General features: G+C 66.4%; 18 protein-coding genes. 10 read left to right on the top strand and 8 right to left on the bottom strand.

The features are described from left to right. The 3 genes from C0461_RS09680 to C0461_RS09690 all read left to right on the top strand — a co-directional run. Positions 1-382: pentapeptide repeat-containing protein (locus C0461_RS09680; protein WP_292106240.1), on the top strand; the 382-nt coding region annotated here is incomplete at its 5' end. Between the two features lie 75 nt (positions 383-457). Continuing rightward, positions 458-1,336, top strand: coding sequence for a pentapeptide repeat-containing protein (locus C0461_RS09685; protein WP_292106243.1), 879 nt, complete (start codon positions 458-460; stop codon positions 1,334-1,336). Between the two features lie 193 nt (positions 1,337-1,529). Next, positions 1,530-2,429: an aminoglycoside phosphotransferase family protein gene (locus C0461_RS09690; protein WP_292106245.1), complete on the top strand. Its 900-nt coding sequence runs from the start codon at positions 1,530-1,532 to the stop codon at positions 2,427-2,429. On the opposite strand, the gene aspS is transcribed toward C0461_RS09690, so the two are convergent. Further along, positions 2,419-4,200 carry an aspartate--tRNA ligase gene (aspS, locus tag C0461_RS09695; RefSeq protein WP_292106247.1) on the bottom strand — a complete coding sequence of 594 codons (1,782 nt, stop codon included), beginning with the start codon at positions 4,198-4,200 and terminating at the stop codon, positions 2,419-2,421. The two genes, C0461_RS09690 and aspS, sit on opposite strands and share 11 nt — an antisense overlap. On the opposite strand from aspS, the gene C0461_RS09700 reads away from it, so the two are divergent. Together C0461_RS09700 and C0461_RS09705 are read left to right on the top strand one after the other, a co-directional pair. After that, the gene (locus tag C0461_RS09700) at positions 4,195-5,010 is read left to right on the top strand and encodes a hypothetical protein (RefSeq protein ID WP_292106250.1); all 816 of its coding nucleotides are present in this window, start codon (positions 4,195-4,197) and stop codon (positions 5,008-5,010) included. The genes aspS and C0461_RS09700 overlap by 6 nt on opposite strands. A 67-nt stretch (positions 5,011-5,077) precedes the next feature. Continuing rightward, positions 5,078-5,749, top strand: a complete 672-nt coding sequence (locus C0461_RS09705) for a DnaA/Hda family protein (protein ID WP_292106252.1) — start codon at positions 5,078-5,080, stop codon at positions 5,747-5,749. On the opposite strand, the gene C0461_RS09710 is transcribed toward C0461_RS09705, so the two are convergent. The 3 genes from C0461_RS09710 to C0461_RS09720 are packed head-to-tail and all read right to left on the bottom strand — an operon-like array spanning position 5,746 to position 8,231. Beyond that, positions 5,746-6,789 (bottom strand): enoyl-CoA hydratase/isomerase family protein, encoded by a 1,044-nt coding sequence (locus tag C0461_RS09710; protein ID WP_292106254.1) that lies wholly within the window; start codon positions 6,787-6,789, stop codon positions 5,746-5,748. The two genes, C0461_RS09705 and C0461_RS09710, sit on opposite strands and share 4 nt — an antisense overlap. A gap of 12 nt (positions 6,790-6,801) precedes the next feature. Continuing rightward, a complete protein-coding gene (locus C0461_RS09715; protein WP_292106256.1) occupies positions 6,802-7,095 on the bottom strand; it encodes a hypothetical protein in 294 nt (97 codons plus the stop codon). Then, on the bottom strand, positions 7,092-8,231 hold the full coding sequence (locus C0461_RS09720) for an acyl-CoA dehydrogenase family protein (protein WP_292106258.1): 1,140 nt from the start codon (positions 8,229-8,231) through the stop codon (positions 7,092-7,094). The genes C0461_RS09715 and C0461_RS09720 overlap by 4 nt, the downstream gene beginning before the upstream one ends. A 110-nt stretch (positions 8,232-8,341) precedes the next feature. Between C0461_RS09720 and C0461_RS09725 the strand changes: the two genes are divergently transcribed. Then, the gene (locus tag C0461_RS09725; RefSeq protein ID WP_292106261.1) at positions 8,342-8,827 is read left to right on the top strand and encodes a hypothetical protein; all 486 of its coding nucleotides are present in this window, start codon (positions 8,342-8,344) and stop codon (positions 8,825-8,827) included. A gap of 200 nt (positions 8,828-9,027) precedes the next feature. Next, positions 9,028-10,029: a porphobilinogen synthase gene (gene hemB, locus C0461_RS09730; protein WP_292106263.1), complete on the top strand. Its 1,002-nt coding sequence runs from the start codon at positions 9,028-9,030 to the stop codon at positions 10,027-10,029. A 7-nt stretch (positions 10,030-10,036) separates the two neighbouring features. Here the strand turns inward: hemB and C0461_RS09735 are convergent, their stop codons facing one another. Continuing rightward, a complete protein-coding gene (locus C0461_RS09735) occupies positions 10,037-11,374 on the bottom strand; it encodes a PAS domain S-box protein (protein WP_292106265.1) in 1,338 nt (445 codons plus the stop codon). A gap of 215 nt (positions 11,375-11,589) precedes the next feature. Between C0461_RS09735 and C0461_RS09740 the strand changes: the two genes are divergently transcribed. Continuing rightward, a complete protein-coding gene (locus C0461_RS09740) occupies positions 11,590-12,021 on the top strand; it encodes a VOC family protein (protein ID WP_292106266.1) in 432 nt (143 codons plus the stop codon). 10 nt (positions 12,022-12,031) lie between these two features. On the opposite strand, the gene C0461_RS09745 is transcribed toward C0461_RS09740, so the two are convergent. From C0461_RS09745 to C0461_RS09755, 3 genes are all read right to left on the bottom strand, one after another. Beyond that, positions 12,032-13,132, bottom strand: coding sequence for a DUF2855 family protein (locus C0461_RS09745; protein WP_292106267.1), 1,101 nt, complete (start codon positions 13,130-13,132; stop codon positions 12,032-12,034). A 203-nt stretch (positions 13,133-13,335) separates the two neighbouring features. Next, on the bottom strand, positions 13,336-13,812 hold the full coding sequence (locus C0461_RS09750; protein ID WP_292106269.1) for a hypothetical protein: 477 nt from the start codon (positions 13,810-13,812) through the stop codon (positions 13,336-13,338). A 70-nt stretch (positions 13,813-13,882) separates the two neighbouring features. After that, positions 13,883-14,275, bottom strand: a complete 393-nt coding sequence (locus C0461_RS09755; RefSeq protein ID WP_292106273.1) for a hypothetical protein — start codon at positions 14,273-14,275, stop codon at positions 13,883-13,885. 408 nt (positions 14,276-14,683) lie between these two features. On the opposite strand from C0461_RS09755, the gene C0461_RS09760 reads away from it, so the two are divergent. Together C0461_RS09760 and C0461_RS09765 are read left to right on the top strand one after the other, a co-directional pair. After that, positions 14,684-15,190, top strand: a complete 507-nt coding sequence (locus C0461_RS09760) for a hypothetical protein (RefSeq protein ID WP_292106274.1) — start codon at positions 14,684-14,686, stop codon at positions 15,188-15,190. Positions 15,191-15,300: 110 nt separating this feature from the next. Then, the gene (locus C0461_RS09765) at positions 15,301-15,630 is read left to right on the top strand and encodes a hypothetical protein (RefSeq protein ID WP_292106276.1); all 330 of its coding nucleotides are present in this window, start codon (positions 15,301-15,303) and stop codon (positions 15,628-15,630) included. Positions 15,631-15,799: the final 169 nt, after the last annotated feature.

Genomic DNA, 15,799 nt, shown 5'->3' on the forward strand with positions numbered 1-15,799 from the left:
CCCCGGGTGCAATCTGTTCCAGGCGGACTTCAACGGACTGGAGCGGTCCGGTCTGGATTTCAGCCGGGCGCGCCTGCGCCAGGCCGACCTCAGCCTGACCGTTCTGAACCGCGCCCGATTCTCCAATGCGGACCTTCGGGACGTGGAGGCCTATGGCGGGGTGTTTTCCTCGGCCAGCTTCGCGGGCGCTGATCTGACCAACGCCAGCCTTGTGGGGACCTGGCTGCGCGGGGCGAACTTCGCGGGTGCAACCCTGACCGGAGCGAATCTGTCAGGAGCCGACCTGGCCGGCGCCCGCGGTTTGAGCCAGCGGCAGCTGGACCGCGCCTGCGGCGACGCCACCACCATCCTTCCTGCCGGTCTTCACATTCCGCCTTGCTGAAGACGCGCGCCGGGCGCCGAGGTTACCGCGATTTAAGTGGTTCCTCATGCACTTAAGCGGCATGGATTAGGCGTGATGAAACCCGCCGCCCACAGTTTCCGCCGTTTCGCCGCCGCCGTCTCCGGCGCGGTCGTCGGCCTCGCCGCCACCGGCGCGGCCGCCGAGATGAGCTGGCAGGATCGCGACGTGGCCCGCCTGGTCTCGCTGGGCGGGGCCTGCCGGGGCTGCGAGCTGTCCGGCCGCGACCTGGGCGGCGCCAGCTTCACCGGCGCGAATTTCTCCGGTGCGGCCCTGGTGGGCGCCAATCTGCGCGGCGCCCAGCTGGTGGGCTCCAACTTCAGCGGCGCGGACTTCACCCGTGCCGACCTGCGCGGCGTGACCATCGTCGGCGCCAACTTCACCGGGGCGGCCTTCGACAACGCCAATCTGACCGGCGCCACCGCCCAGGGGGCCCTGTTCACCGGCGCCAGCCTGAACAACGCCACCCTGACCGACGGTGAGCTGGTGGGCGTGAACTTCCGGGGTGCTGAGCTGGCGGGGGCGCGACTGCGCGGCAGCGAGCTGTTCGGCGCCGACTTCAGCCATGCCGTCGCCTCCCGCGCCGATTTCAGCAACACCCAGCTGACCGCCGCCAATTTCCGCGGCGGCGATTTCCGCAACGCCAGCTTCCGGGACGCCGACCTCAGCGCCGCCCAACTTGGCGACGGCCGCTTCGCCGGAGCGGACTTTTCCGGCGCCGACCTGTCCCGCGCCGACATTCGCGGCTCGGACCTGTCCGGCGCCCGCAACCTGACCCAGGGTCAGGTGAACGAGGCCTGTGCCGACTCCTCCACCCGGCTGCCCGCCCGATTGAGCAACACTGGCGGCTGCTCGGGCGCCCGGCGTCATGTCCGCGTGCCGGTGCCGCCGCGCCCGCCCGTCGCTCCGGCGCCGCGACAGATCGTGGGCCACTGACGGTCACGCTTGTGTGACGGCGGCGTGACGTTTGTGCCTTGCGCCCCTCATCCGATCATGAAACCGAAGCGCTCTCGGGGGCCATATCTTCTTGAAGCGCATGTTTCTGAAATCATTGAGGCGGTTGTCGCCTGCCGCCCGGAGGTCCATCGACGTTCCGACACCGGCGCTTGTTGAGGCCATCGAACGTCGCATGTCCGAGGTGTGCGGCGCCCCCGTCACGATCTCGTCGATCGAGCGCCGACAGGTTCTATCCGCCTCGCTGGACAGAACCTTCCACCTCATAAGGACGAACGGCGAGGACGCCACGACCCTGCACGTTCGCATCACCCGGCCGACCAAGGGCATGAGGCGTCGCAGCCGTCTCGATCATTATCTGACGGCGCGCGGCTATCCCGTTCCCCGCTACTTCGGTCTCGTCGAGGCCGACGGACAGGCCGCCATTCTGTGGGAGGATTGCCCGGGCGTCTCTCCCCGCACCTTCGGCGAGGCGCCCCACGAGCAGGTGGCGACCGCTGTCCGGGAGATGGCCCGCATTTCAGCCACGGCCCACGACGTGCTTGACCACGCGGATGTGCCGACGGTCACACTCTGGGTTCACCCGATCGCCCATGAGCTGATGGCGATGCAGGCGGACATGGAGGGCCTGGCCGAGCATCACGGCCGGCTGGAAGCCCTTGCCGAGGTCGAACAGACCTTCATTGGCAGCCTGGAAGGTTTTCAGCCCCAGGTGCTGAATCACAATGATTTCGTCGGCAAGAACACCCTCATGCAGGATGACGGCTCGGTGCGGATTCTTGACTGGGACAGCGCGTCCATCGGCCCGGCGGGAGCGAGTCTGCGATGGTTCGCCTTTGCGCGCGATCCGCGAACCGCCACACTGCCTGACGTCTACGCCGACGAGATGTGCGCCAGCGGCGTACCCGTGAAGGCGAGCGATGTGCGCCATGTCATGCAGATTCAGCAGACGTTCTGGCTGCTGTCGTCCGGGGTCGAGAAGCGCGAACTCGCCCGCATCGTCAAGGGCCTCGACTATGTGGACCGACTGCGCCGCGAGTTCGGACTCAAGGAAGCGACGCCGCTTACACCTTGATCGGCGGCGCCAGACGGATGTGCAGCTCCTTGAGCTGACGCTCCTCGACCTTTGACGGCGCATTCATCAGCAGATCCTGTCCCTGCTGGTTCAGCGGGAAGGCGATGACCTCGCGGATGGCCTGCTCGCCGGCCAGCAGCATGACGATGCGGTCGATGCCCGGCGCCAGACCGCCGTGGGGCGGCGCGCCATAGCGGAAGGCGTTCAGCATGCCGCCGAACTCGGCTTCCACCACCTCGGGGCCATAGCCCGCGATCTCGAAGGCCTTCAGCATGATCTCAGGCTTGTGGTTCCGGATGGCGCCCGAGCACAGCTCATAGCCGTTGCAGACGATGTCGTACTGATAGGCCAGGACATCCAGCGGATCCTTGCTCTCCAGCGCCTCCAGCTCGCCCTGCGGCATGGAGAAGGGGTTGTGGCTGAAGTCGACCTTCTTCTCTTCCTCGGACCACTCGAACATGGGGAAGTCCACGATCCAGCAGAAGCGGAAGGCGTCGTCCTTCGCCAGGTTCAGGTCCTGGCCCAGCTTGATCCGGGCGTTGCCCGCGAACTTGTGGAACACGGCCGGGTCGCCGGCGGCGAAGAACACCGCGTCCCCCTGCCCCAGACCCAGCGTCGTCATCAGGGCGTCGGTCGCCTCGGCGCCCAGGTTCTTGGCGATGGGACCGCCCCAGGCGCCCTGGTCCTCGGACCAGAAGATGTAGCCCAGGCCCGGCTGGCCCTCGCCCTGCGCCCACGAGTTCATGCGGTCGCAGAAGGCGCGCGAGCCGCCGCCCGGTGCCGGAATGGCCCAGACCGCGTTCTTCGCGTCCGCCGCCAGGATCTTGTTGAACAGGCCGAAGCCTCCGTCCCGGAAGTGGTCGGACACGTCCTGCATCTCGATGGGATTGCGCAGGTCCGGCTTGTCGGTGCCGTACTTGGCGATGGACTCGCGGTACGGGATGCGCACGAACGGATAGGGGTCGACCGCCTTGCCGTTCGCGAACTCCTCGAACACGCCGTGCATGACGGGCTCGATCGCCGCAAAAACATCCTCTTGCGTGACGAAGCTCATCTCCACGTCGAGCTGGTAGAACTCCAGCGACCGGTCGGCCCGCAGGTCCTCGTCCCGGAAACAGGGCGCGATCTGGAAATAGCGATCGAAGCCCGACACCATCAGCAGCTGCTTGAACTGCTGGGGCGCCTGCGGCAGCGCGTAGAATTTCGACGGATGCAGCCGGCTGGGCACCAGGAAGTCCCGGGCGCCCTCGGGCGACGAGGCCGTCAGGATCGGCGTCTGGAACTCCAGGAAGCCCTGCGCCACCATGCGGTGACGGATCGAGTGGATCACGTTCGAGCGCAGCACGATGTTGCGGTGAAGGGTCTCGCGGCGCAGGTCCAGATAGCGGTGCTTCAGCCGGATTTCCTCGGGATAATCCGGCTCTCCAAACACCGGCAGCGGCAGTTCCGCGGCCTCGGACAGCACCCGCACCGCCTTGACCTGCACCTCGATCTCGCCCGTGGGCAGGTTGGTGTTCACGGTTTCCGGCGTGCGGTTCACAACCTCGCCGTCGACGGAAATCACGCTCTCGGCCCGCAGCCGCTCCACCGCCTCGAAGCCCGGCGTGGCCGGGTGCAGCACCAGCTGCGTCAGGCCGTAGTGGTCGCGCAGATCGATGAACAGCAGACCGCCGTGGTCGCGCTTTCTGTGCACCCAGCCGGACAGGCGGACGGTGGAGCCCGCGTCAGTCGCGCGAAGGGCGCCGCAGGTGTGGGAGCGATAGGCGTGCATGGTGGTGTCCGGGGCCGGAAATCAGCGGAAAAGGAAGGCGCGGAAGGGCGCATCATCGCCCCGGAAAGTCAAGGTTTGGAGGCCGTTCCAGATGCGGCGGCGACGATTTGCACCTATGTCGCCTGGACTCGTCCGGTCTGGCCGGTGAACGACCGGCCGTCGAGCAGACTCGACGTCATTATGGAGCAATCTGTGGCCATTCGCCTGACTGCCCTTGTCGCCGCTCTCGCGCTCATGTCCTGCACCGAATCGACGAGCAGCAGCGCCGAGCCTTCCCCAGAGACGCCCGCCGCCGAGACGGAGTCAGCGGCGGATAACGAAGAACTGGCGGCCATGTTCGCCGCAGATCAGGCCGCCAGAACGGGCGGCATGATTTCAAACGGGGTGCTGGTGACCATGCAGGACGCCGAACGCCGCGTCCGAACCCGCGCGATGCTGGATGCCAGCCAGATCAATACCGCTCAGGACTATTTCCATGCGGCCTTCATCTTCCAACACGGCAACGAGCCCGACGATTTTCTTCTCGCCCACGCGCTGGCGGTCACCGCCGTCAGCAAGGGCCATGCGCGGGCGCCCTGGATCGCGGCGGCGACCCTCGATCGTTATCTGCAGAACATCGGCCGGTCCCAGATCTACGGAACCCAGTACAGATTCCCGAGCGGCGGCGGCGAGGTGACCCAGGGCGAGTATGATCGTGAACTGCTCCCCGACGCCCTCCGCGTTGCGGCCGGCGTACCCACACTGGAGGGTCAGGAGGACCAGCGCCGCCACATGCAGGAGCAGTTTGACCAGTCATCCACAGGGGACTGACGCCGTCCACCACGCCGTCTGGTTGCGTTCTGGCGCGGCAGCGGGGCCGTTCTGATATAGGGCGGGCATGACCGCCGACCGGACCGATCAGCTGAAACTGGAGCTGGAGCGCGAGACGCCGTTCCGGGCCGATGATTTCATCGTGTCCGACTGCAACCGCGCGGCCGCCCTGACCCTGGCCGGATGGCCCGATGCGGCGGCCGGGCTGGGCGGCGGGGTGCTGTCCCTGTGCGGGCCGGCCGGATCGGGCAAGAGCCATCTGGCCGCCATCTGGGCCGAGCGGGTGGGCGCCATGCCCTTGCACGGCGCCGAGGCGGCCCTGGTCGATCCCATGGAGCTGGAGGGGCGGCCGGTGCTGCTGGACCGGGCGCCCGACACGGACGACGAGGCCCTGTTCCACCTGCTGAACCTGGCCCAGACAGGCGGCGGCGCCCTGCTTCTGGTGTCACGCAAGGCGCCGTCCCTGTGGCCGGTGACGCTGCCGGACCTGCACTCCCGCCTCAACGCCATCCGCACCGTGGCGATCGAGGCTCCCGACGAGGCGGTGCTGGCCGCCATCCTTGAGCGGGCCTTCGAGCGGCGCAGCATCCGGCCGCAGCCGGACGTGATCCCCTATCTGGTGCGCCGCATCGAGCGCTCGGCCCAGGCGGCCGAAGCGGCGGTCGCGCGCCTCGACGCCCTGCACCGCCCGGTCACCCGGCGGCTGGCGGCCCGGGTGATGGACGATCTCTCCCCCTAAAGCGGCGTCCACTCCTCATCGGCGGGCAAGGGCGCGAACATGGCGTCCAGCTGGGCGTCGGTGACGCACGCCAGATCGGCCGGCGACCATTTCGGCGCATTGTCCTTGTCCACGATCACCGCCCGCACCCCTTCCTGGAAATCGTGGGTGCGCACGACCCGCCCGCCCAGCCGGTACTCCATGGCCATGTTCTCGGCGAACGAGCCCAGCCCGGCCCCGATGCGGATCTGGCGCAGGCTGACCTTCAGGGACTGGGGCGACTTGGTCTTCAGGACCGAGAGCTGCTTCAGCGCCCAATCCGACCCGTCCGCCTCCAGCGCCGCGAAGATGGCCTCCACCGTGTCGTGACCGAACAGCCGGTCGATGGCCGCGCGATGCTCGCCCAGCGGCGCCGGGCCCGGATCGGCGGCGAAACGCTCCGCGACAGCCTTCGGATCGGTCGGTTCGGCCGTCAGGGCCGCCTTCAGCGCCTCGACCTGGTCCGCCGGCATGAAGTGGGTATGGATCCCCAGCGCCACCGTGTCCGCAGCCTTCAGCCGCGCCCCGGTCAGGGCCAGCCACACGCCGGTCTGGCCCGGCAGGCGCGGCAGGAACCAGCCCCCGCCCACATCGGGGAACAGGCCGATGCCCGTTTCCGGCATGGCGTAGGTGGTGCGCTCGGTGGCGATGCGCACATCCGCCGGCTCGCTGATCCCCACGCCGCCGCCCATGACGATGCCGTCCACCAGCGCCGTCACCGGCTTCGGATAGTCGAACAGCAGATGGTTCAGCCGGTACTCAGCATGGAAGAAGGCCTTCGCCTCCGATGCATCCCCCGCCCCGCTCTCGGCGATCATGCGGATGTCGCCCCCGGCGCAGAAGCCCCGCTCGCCGGCATGGTCGATCAGCACCGACTGCACCGCCGGATCATCCCGCCAGTCCTGCAACGCCGCGATCATGGCGTCGCACATGCCCTTGTTCAGCGCATGGATCGCCTTGGGCCGGTTCAGGGTGATCACCCCGAGGCCGTTGTCGACGCGGGTGAGGATTTCATCGGTCATGTGATAAGCACTCTATTGCTCAGGGATGGCCGGCAACCCCAGACCATGGTCAGCGGACAGCCAGCGGATTTTCGGGGCCTCGTGTTCGACGACGCCTCGCACGGCGCCCATCGCCAGAAGCAGCGCCTGGGCCGAATCCACGCCGAATGCATGGCCCTGCCGGGGATCGTCCCCAAGGCCGTGAATGACCCAGTCACACCGCCAGTCGCCGCGCTCACGGTGCGGCTTCATCCACTCCACGACGATGCGGCGTTCAACGCCGTCGATCTCGCCGGTGAACTCCCGATCACAGACCAGCTCGCTCATTGCCGCAGCATCTCCCGCGCGGTGATCACGCGCATGATCTCGTTGGTGCCTTCCAGGATGCGGTGCACCCGCAGGTCGCGCACGATGCGCTCCAGCGGATAGTCCTTCAGATAGCCGTAGCCGCCGTGGAGTTGGAGCGCCTCGTCGGCGATCTGGAAACAGGCGTCGGTGGCCAGCCGCTTGGCCATGGCGCACCATTTGGTCTTCTCCGCATGGGCCGTGTCGATGGCCCAGGCGCCCCGCAGCACCATCAGCCGGGCGGCGTCCAGCTGGGTCGCCATGTCGGCCAGCTTGAACTGGGTGTTCTGGAACTCGGCCAAAGCCTTGCCGAACTGCTTGCGGCCGGCGACGTACTCTTGCGCCGTCTCCAGCGCCAGCCGCGCCCCGCCCAGCGAACAGGCCGCGATGTTCAGCCGCCCGCCGTCCAGCCCCATCATGGCATAGCGGAACCCGTCGCCCTCCTTGCCCAGCAGGTTCGCCGCCGGCACGCGGCAGTCATCGAATTGCACGATGGCCGTGGGCTGGGCGTTCCAGCCCATCTTGCGCTCCTGCGCGCCGAAGCTCAGGCCCGGCGTGTCCTTGTCCACCACAAAGGCGCTGATACCCTTGGCCCCCTCCCCGCCCGTACGGGCCATCACCACATAGATGTCGCTGGTCCCCGCGCCCGAGATGAAGGCCTTGGAGCCGTTCAGCACGTAGTGATCCCCGTCCTTCACCGCCGTGGTCCGCAGCGCCGCCGCGTCCGATCCCGAGCCGGGCTCGGTCAGGCAGTAGCTGGCGATCCTGTCCATGCTCACCAGCGACGGCACATAGCGCGCCCGCAGGTCGTCCGAGCCGAACCCGTCGATCATCCAGGTGGCCATGTTGTGGATCGAGATGAAGGCCGCCACGGACACATCGCCCCGCGACAGCTCCTCGAAGATCACCGCCGCCTCGACCCGCCCCAGCGCCATGCCGCCGTGCTCCTCGCCCGCATAGATGGCGCAGAAGCCCATCTCGGCCGCCGCCTTCATCACGTCGACGGGAAAGTGCTTCTCCTCGTCCCAGCGGGCGGAATGGGGCGCCAGTTCGGCTTCGGCGAAGGCGCGTGCAGCCTCCTGAATGGCGCGTTGATCCTCGGTGAGGGCGAAGTCCATGAGCATCCCTGAAGTCGTCGCGGCTTTGCGCCGCTGTTGCGATTGGTCTATGCGGCGGCCTGAACGGCGCGTCGTCGGGGGCTGACGGCGGAATCCATGAGGAGACCCGCATGAGCGACACCGCTAATACCGGACAGGGACGCGATCCGTCGAGCGATGATCGCAACTTGGCCATGGTCGGCCACGCCCTGATGTTCGCGGCGCCCTTCGTGTTCGGCCTCACCGCCCTGATGGCCGTGGTCATCGCCTATGTGCGCAAGCCCGAGGCCGAGCCCCTGGCCTGCAGCCACTACCGCTACCAGATCCGCCATTTCTGGATCGGCTTCGCCCTGGCCATGATCGCCTTCATCGCCCTGGCCGTCGGGGTGGTGTTCCTGTTCGTGGACCTGGTCCGGCTGGTGATCGCCAACGCGCCGGGCGACGCCTGGGAGGCGGTGGCCATGCAGGTCAGCCCCGAAATGCCGGTTGTCTTCTTCGTCGGCGTGTTCGTGTTCCTGATCGCCTACGCCCTGGCCAGCCTGTGGGTCATCATCTCCTCGGTCATCGGCATGGTGCGCCTCGGCGCTCGGCAGCCCATGGGCCGCGTTTCGGTGTAGGTTCAGTCTTCATTCTAACGCAGCCCGCTTTTTCTATCCGCTCACCCCAGCGAAGGCTGGGGTCCAGATCATAAAGCCAGGTGGCTGGACAGGGCCCCGCAGTGTCATCATCTCTGTCCACGCTCGCCATCTGGACCCCAGCCTTCGCTGGGGTGAGCGGTGACTGTGAGTACCGCGCCCTCGCCTGAAAGCCTGACACCATGAGCGTCTTCACCCCCGCCCCCTTCCCCGCCGCGCGCCCGCGCCGCCTGCGCCGCACCCCCTGGGTCCGCTCGCTGGTGGCCGAGCATGTGCTGACCCCGTCCGACCTGATCTGGCCGCTGATCGTCCACGACGGGCCCGAGGACCGCGTCCCCGTGCCCTCCATGCCCGGCGTCGAGCGCCTCAGCCCCAGGGCCGCCGCCGAGGCCGCGAAGGAAGCCGCATCGCTGGGCATCCCCGCCGTGGCCCTGTTCCCCAACATCGACCCGTCGAAAAAGGACGCCGAAGCCTCCGGCGCCGTGGATCCGGACGGCCTGATCCCCGACTGCATCAAGGCCATCAAGGACGCCGCCCCGGACATCGGCGTCATGACCGACGTGGCGCTGGACTGCTACGCCGACCACGGCCACGACGGCCTCATCGAGGACGGGGTCATCGTCAATGACGCCACCCTGGACCGCCTGGCCGAGATGGCCTTCATCCACGCCCATGCGGGCGCCGACATGGTGGGGCCGTCCGACATGATGGACGGCCGCGTGGCCGCCATCCGCGACGCGCTGGAGGCCAACGGCTTCCAGGACGTGCTGATCCTGTCCTACGCCGCCAAATACGCCTCGGCCTTCTACGGCCCCTATCGCGACGCCGTCGGCTCGGCCAAGGCCCTGACCGGCGACAAGAAGACCTATCAGATGGACTTCGCCAATTCCGAGGAAGCCCTGCGCGAGGTGGCCGCCGATCTGGCCGAGGGCGCCGACGCGGTGATGGTCAAGCCGGGCCTGCCCTATCTGGACATCGTGCGCCGCATCCACGAGGCGTTCCACGTGCCCACCTTCGCCTATCAGGTGTCCGGCGAGTACGCGATGATGCGCGCCGCCGCCGCCAACGGCTGGCTGGACGAGGACCGCGCCGTCATCGAGACCCTCACCGCCTTCAAGCGCGCCGGCTGCGCGGGCGTCCTGACCTATTTCGCCCCCCGCGCCGCCCGCCTGCTGGGCGCGTGACCGGCCGCTAAAGCGGAAAGGTCACTTCCACCACCAGCCCCGCCGGGTCCCACGTCCGCTTGATCGCCCCCTTGATCTGGCCGACCACCCCGGCCTTCAGCACCGAGCCGAACCCTTCGCGGGTCGGCGGCGCCACCGGCGGCCCCCCCGCCTCGCGCCAGACCAGCGTCACCTGACCGTCCTCCAGCGTCCAGGTCACCGACACCTTGCCGCTCACGCGGCTGCAGGCGCCGTACTTGTTCGCATTGGTGGCCATCTCGTGCATCAGCATGCTGATGGGCTGAACCTGCTCCGGTGACAGTCCAACCTCCGGCCCCTGCACCTCGATGCTGTCCCTGGGGCACAGAGCCTCCAGCTCCTCGCGGACCACATCCTCCAGCCGCCCGCCCTCCCAGCGCCGGCTGGCCAGGGACGTCTGGGCCCGCGCCAGGGCGTTGATCCGGCCGGCCAGGATGGTCTTGTAGCTCTCCAGATCGTCCGCCCGCGTCAGTTGCGCCAGCGAATGCACCACCGCCAGAACATTGCGCGCCCGGTGATCCACCTCCCGCATCAGCAGGTTGCGCGCCGTCTCGTTGCGCTTCTCCTCGCTGATGTCCCGCGCCTCGATGACCGTACCCACCACATTGGCCTCGTTGTCCTGGACCGGACTGGCGGTGAAGGCGACCGGATAGAAGGACCCGTCCTTGTGGACGAAAACCTCCTCCCCCTGCGTCCCCACCTTCTCCGGAAAGCTGCGGTCGATAGGGCAGGTTTCGATCGGGAAAGGCGCGCCGTCCGGATGGGTGTGATGGATCACGTCGTGAAGGGGGCGGCCGGTGACCTCGGCGAACGAGAACCCCGTCAGCGCCTCCGCCGCCTTGTTCATGAACACGCAGTGCTGCTGCTCATCCATCAGGAACACCGACATCGTCGTATTGTCGAGAATGGCGTCAAGTCGGGCGGAGATCTCCCGCAGCTCGGACTCGATCTTCCGGTAGCTCGTGATGTCCTGGATGGCCGCGTAGAAGACCCGGTCGCCGCCCTCATCGAACATCTGCAGCTTGACCGAGACGTTGTAGTCCGTCCCGTCCTTGCGCCGGTGGACCGTTTCAAAGTCCAGCCGCTCAACCGCGCCCGAGAGCAGCGGATGGACCACGGTCAGAAACGCGTCGCGCGATATGTGAGGCTTCAGATCCCATGGCGTGAGCGCCTGAAGCTCATCCATCGTGTAGCCGAGGTTCTCACGCGCGCCCTTGTTGACCAGCCGAAAGCGGAAATCCTCACCGGAGAAGATGTAGACTTCACTGGCCGCTTCCTCGACGATGCGCCCGAGACGCTCGCTGGTCAGACCGATGCCGCTGCCCATGCCCGAAAATTCCGCCTCAAAGGGTTTGACGCCCGACCCTCGTAATAGAGTCGGTGATCACGTGACAGTCACATTGACGCCCGCGCCACGGCAACGAACAGGCGCGCAAACGGTTCGCGCCCTCCGCCGCCACCCGCCTGCCGGTCGCCGGACTCGTCTCGAAATTCTCACAGATCGGCGCCATCCTTCCCCCCGGCGGAGGAGGAGACACAGCCATGAAGATCGTGACCAGCCTGAGTTTCCGCGGGCAGTGCCGCGAGGCCTTTGAATTCTATGCCGATGTTCTGGGCGGCGAGATCGCCTTCGCCATGCCCTACGGCGACGGCCCGCCCGGCATGCCGGTCAAGCCCGAGATGAGGGACTGGCTGATGCACTGCCGGCTTCAGATCGGCGATCAGACCCTGATGGGCGCCGACATGGACATCGAGTGGGCCCCCGACATCGACAAGCCCAAGAATGGCTTCGACGTCTCCCTGCACACCGACGACCTCGATCAGGCCCGCAAATGGTTCGAGGCCCTCTCCGTCGGCGGCAAGGTGGTCATGCCCTTCGAAAAGACCTTCTGGTCCCCCGGCTTCGGCTCCTGCATCGACCGCTTCGGCATCCCGTGGATGGTCAACACCGACGCAGAGCCCGAGGCTGGCTGACCGGCGGCCCTCAGCGCACCAGCCGCACCACCGCGCCCTCGGCCGCATCCGACACGCCGTCGGCCAGGGCCCGCACCACCTTCGCCGCCTCGTCCAGCCCCTGACGCTCGACGATGCGGATCCACGGCGCCGCCGGATCGACCACCCGCTCGAAGAACGCTCGCTGGTCGGCGAAGAAGCGCTCGTAGAAGGCGCGCAGGGTCCCCCGCTCCCGGTGGGCGTCCAGACAGGTGGCGGCGAAGAAGAACACCGGCCTGGGCCCCACCAGTTCTGGATCGTCCGTCGGGAAGGCGTCGCCCTGGGTCGAACCGACCAGACAGTCATAGGTCAGGTCCCCGCCGAACCGGGCGTGGACCCGCCGCCGCAGGTCGGGATCGCCGGCCAAATCCAGATACAGGGTCGGCACGCCGGTGGGCAGGCGCTCGATCTCGTCATAGCCGTACACCGCCTGATAGGCCCCCAGCCCCTCGACGAAGGCCCGGTTGCGCGCGCCCGTCAGGGCGATCAGCCGCACGTCGTCCCCGGCCATGCACCAGGCGGCGCCATAGGCGGTCTTGGACGAGGCGCTGGACACCACCACCTGTTTTGCGCCGAAGAAATCATGCTCGCGCAGGAAATCCACCGCCGTATAGGAGGTGATGAACAGCGGCCGGAACAGGGCCTCCGGGTTCTCCAGCGCCGCGTCATAGTTGGCGTCCGCCGCACACAGCACATAGCGGTTGTAGATGTCGGGCACCGCCTTGCGCCACGGTGCCGCGTCGGCGAACCCGCCCTTGCTGATCTTCTCGGCCTGGACCAGCAGGGTGTCGGCCATGGGGAAGTAACCGAACACCCGCGCCCCCACCGCGATCCCCTCGGCCCGGGACGCCACGACGTCGGCGAAGCCCCAGACCGGCATCAGCCCATAGTCGTCGCGCCCGGTCGGAAACACCCGCCAGTAGCCGATGGCGTCCCCATAGGCCGCGTAGGTGATGTTATTGGTGGTCAGGGAGAACCGGTCCAGCGCCAGCACCACCTCGCCCTCCCCCGGCTCGGGCGCGGCCACGGACTCCAGCAGGGTCTCGCCCGGATCGGTCTTCCGGGTCATCAGTCGGCGGTTCAGATCGGACATGGCGGCCTCCTCAAGCATTTCCGTTGGCCCAGCCTAGCGGACAACGCGGTTGACGCAGGAGAAGGATCGGCCACGCCGCCGGACATTTTCGCCGCTGCGCCGTGAAGCCGCCCCATCGGACCGGGATCAGGGGTGCGCCCCTGCGTCCCGTCACGAAGCCCGCACGCACCCGGAGAACCCGCCCGGACGGCGGTCAGGGGTGGTCAGCGGTCGTTGGATGGACCGCGCGCTGGAAGATTCTCCACCCTTCCGTCCGTTGTCAGCCTGAACCGCCCACCGCCGTATCCGGTCGCTCCCGCTACGGCTGCAACCTCGTAGATGACGCCGGGGGTGAGCGGCTTGGCGCCCACTTCACGCCCGGGCTGCTCCGGTGATTTCGGCGCCCCGGCCAACGGCGCGCCATAGGTGACAGGGAACCTCGTTTCGCAATCGTATCCCACGCTGTTCGACCAGACGACACCGCGGTCGATCAGCTGGACGTCGTCACCCGGTTCGGCTTGCGCCCGTCTCTGGCCATCCTGCGCCATCACGATGATGCTCGTCAGGCAGGCAGACGGTCTGCGCTGATCCGGATCGACGACAAACGTCAACCTGCCGTCGACCATCGTCGCGAGTATCCCGTAAGTGTAGGAGCACCCGCCGAGGAGCAGAACGCCTGCAATGATGAGGGCGCGGGCCAAAATCATTGCACGAGAATGGCCGCGCTGTTCAGCGTTGCCAACCAGTCTTGCCGATGTCCGAAAGGGGTGGTTAGCGGACCTCGGTCGCTTCTACTCGCTCGCAGATTGCGAGCACATCGCAGCCATATGATGGCTCGACAAATAGGAGCGAGAGGCTACCGCTTTTCACCTCCTCGACGATGCCGTCTATGAACAGTCGATACTGGTCATGGTATTCTTGAGCCGCAGAATCATGTGGGCCGCTGGCAACGGCCTCAAGCAATGCCCGCGAGGGTTCGCTGTTAGTCACGACCTCGCAGTAGGAAATTATGTTCCCTTCGCGGAAATCGTCAGCCTTCAGATGTCGAACTCCTGACAGTTCAATCTGCCACCGAGTGCCGTCATAACGCACGATGGAAAGCGTCGCCGTTCGCTCGAACACGGACAGTCCAGTTAGTTTTCCATCATGGAAGTTCGGAAGCATGGCAGGTCATAGATCATGTCTCGCTGACGACCGCTATGGGTCGAAAGCGGACACTCCAGTGCTAGCCTTAACCCCAATGGGACAGCGTGGATGAGAAATCGAAGAGTTCTCAAATGGCTTGCGGTGGCAATTGTCGGCTGCCTCCTGATTGCGGGAGCATGGCTGTTTGTGCACGACCCGACCTACAATCTGGCTCTGATACATCCACTCGTCCTTCTGGCCTACTATCTCGCCTTTTACGGTGGCGGTGTTGCGGTTCTGGTTGGTCTGGCGATGACAGCATGGGCGGTCCTGAAGCGATAGAAGCGTCCGCAACGGGTCGTGAGCCGACATCCGCGTCTTTTCGCCTTCGGGCCTATGTGCTTGCATGCCGGGCATCGCGGAGCGCGAGGGGCCGGGGAGTTGCGGATGAACAATATTGGGCTCCCCGCCTTGATGGCGATCATGCTTGCGTCCGCTTGCTCGGATGTCCCCGCTCCCCATCAACGCCAGGACTCCATCGCTGCTCCGGTCAGTGCGTTTGTTCCGGCCTCGCGAACACGCATGGAGGGGCGACTATTGGAGGTGGGTGCGGGTGGCCGTCTCGGCCTGGTCGACATTCAGCGGCCGACCAACTCGGATCGACTGTTTGCTGAAACCATGTTTTTGCAACGGCCTGTTTCCGGCGGTCCGATAGATGCAATGTCACAGGTTACTGAGGTAGATTGTAGTTCTCATACACACCGTATCGTTGCCAATCTCACATACAAACGAGATGGAGAACTTGTCGATACTATCTGGGTTGAAACCGCCTTTGACGATGAGTCTGTCTTTCAGCAGGTCTATGACAGGATATGTGATGACAGCTACATGACCCTGTCAGTGGCGCAGTTCGATAGTATCGAGGAGTTCCTGGACCTTTTCGATTTGTTTTAAAGCACAGCCACGCTGACGCTCCTTGTGATCAAGCAGCGAGCGGGTTTTTCTGGTCTGGGCCAAGCCAGGGCGGGGTGGTGAGCGGTCGCTGGATTGGCTAGGCTGGCGTCATGGAGTTTTCGCACTACCGCCTCGACTGGCGTCATCCAGCCTCCAACGACCCCGTCATCTTGTATTACGAGGTCAGTGAGACGGGCGATGTGCCGCGAGCCATTGATGTCTATGCGGATGGCCGCACTGAATGTCGTGCAGTGTCGGATTTCGTGGACAAGCCTGACACCTTGCCTGGACGGAACAGCCTGGTCGAAGGCTCCTTTCTTGATGCGCTGGCCCCCCACAAGCCGGGCGAGCCAGACAGGAGTGGGCGCGACACGATCACCATCCGCCAGATCGCCTATGCCGAGTTCAGAAAGATCTGGTGCGATCAACGCGAATACTGATGCAGGATGTAAAACGAGCGAGTTCGCCCCGATCCCGCCCCTTAATCCCCGCATTTTCGTCGGCCAATGCCCCTGCAAACAAGGGGTCGGCGCCGCCGGACCCTGTTTTTGATCCCGCTGCTCCGGGGCGCCGGACAATGGGGGGATGAGCATGGACCCTGCGCCCGTC

It is taken from the genome of Brevundimonas sp. (assembly GCF_013823285.1).
In the GTDB taxonomy this organism is placed as follows: Bacteria; Pseudomonadota; Alphaproteobacteria; order Caulobacterales; family Caulobacteraceae; genus Brevundimonas.

What these genes read in the sequence shown, in the direction of transcription:
- C0461_RS09765 (WP_292106276.1), top strand. Translation starts at nt 15,301, where the DNA reads ATGGAGTTTTCGCACTACCGCCTCGACTGGCGTCATCCAGCCTCCAAC.
- C0461_RS09725 (WP_292106261.1), top strand. Translation starts at nt 8,342, where the DNA reads ATGAGCGACACCGCTAATACCGGACAGGGACGCGATCCGTCGAGCGAT.
- C0461_RS09760 (WP_292106274.1), top strand. Translation starts at nt 14,684, where the DNA reads ATGAACAATATTGGGCTCCCCGCCTTGATGGCGATCATGCTTGCGTCC.
- C0461_RS09720 (WP_292106258.1), bottom strand. Translation starts at nt 8,231, where the DNA reads ATGGACTTCGCCCTCACCGAGGATCAACGCGCCATTCAGGAGGCTGCA.
- C0461_RS09740 (WP_292106266.1), top strand. Translation starts at nt 11,590, where the DNA reads ATGAAGATCGTGACCAGCCTGAGTTTCCGCGGGCAGTGCCGCGAGGCC.
- C0461_RS09755 (WP_292106273.1), bottom strand. Translation starts at nt 14,275, where the DNA reads ATGCTTCCGAACTTCCATGATGGAAAACTAACTGGACTGTCCGTGTTC.
- aspS (WP_292106247.1), bottom strand. Translation starts at nt 4,200, where the DNA reads ATGCACGCCTATCGCTCCCACACCTGCGGCGCCCTTCGCGCGACTGAC.
- C0461_RS09690 (WP_292106245.1), top strand. Translation starts at nt 1,530, where the DNA reads ATGTCCGAGGTGTGCGGCGCCCCCGTCACGATCTCGTCGATCGAGCGC.
- C0461_RS09685 (WP_292106243.1), top strand. Translation starts at nt 458, where the DNA reads ATGAAACCCGCCGCCCACAGTTTCCGCCGTTTCGCCGCCGCCGTCTCC.
- C0461_RS09710 (WP_292106254.1), bottom strand. Translation starts at nt 6,789, where the DNA reads ATGACCGATGAAATCCTCACCCGCGTCGACAACGGCCTCGGGGTGATC.
- C0461_RS09745 (WP_292106267.1), bottom strand. Translation starts at nt 13,132, where the DNA reads ATGTCCGATCTGAACCGCCGACTGATGACCCGGAAGACCGATCCGGGC.
- C0461_RS09735 (WP_292106265.1), bottom strand. Translation starts at nt 11,374, where the DNA reads ATGGGCAGCGGCATCGGTCTGACCAGCGAGCGTCTCGGGCGCATCGTC.
- C0461_RS09705 (WP_292106252.1), top strand. Translation starts at nt 5,078, where the DNA reads ATGACCGCCGACCGGACCGATCAGCTGAAACTGGAGCTGGAGCGCGAG.
- hemB (WP_292106263.1), top strand. Translation starts at nt 9,028, where the DNA reads ATGAGCGTCTTCACCCCCGCCCCCTTCCCCGCCGCGCGCCCGCGCCGC.
- C0461_RS09715 (WP_292106256.1), bottom strand. Translation starts at nt 7,095, where the DNA reads ATGAGCGAGCTGGTCTGTGATCGGGAGTTCACCGGCGAGATCGACGGC.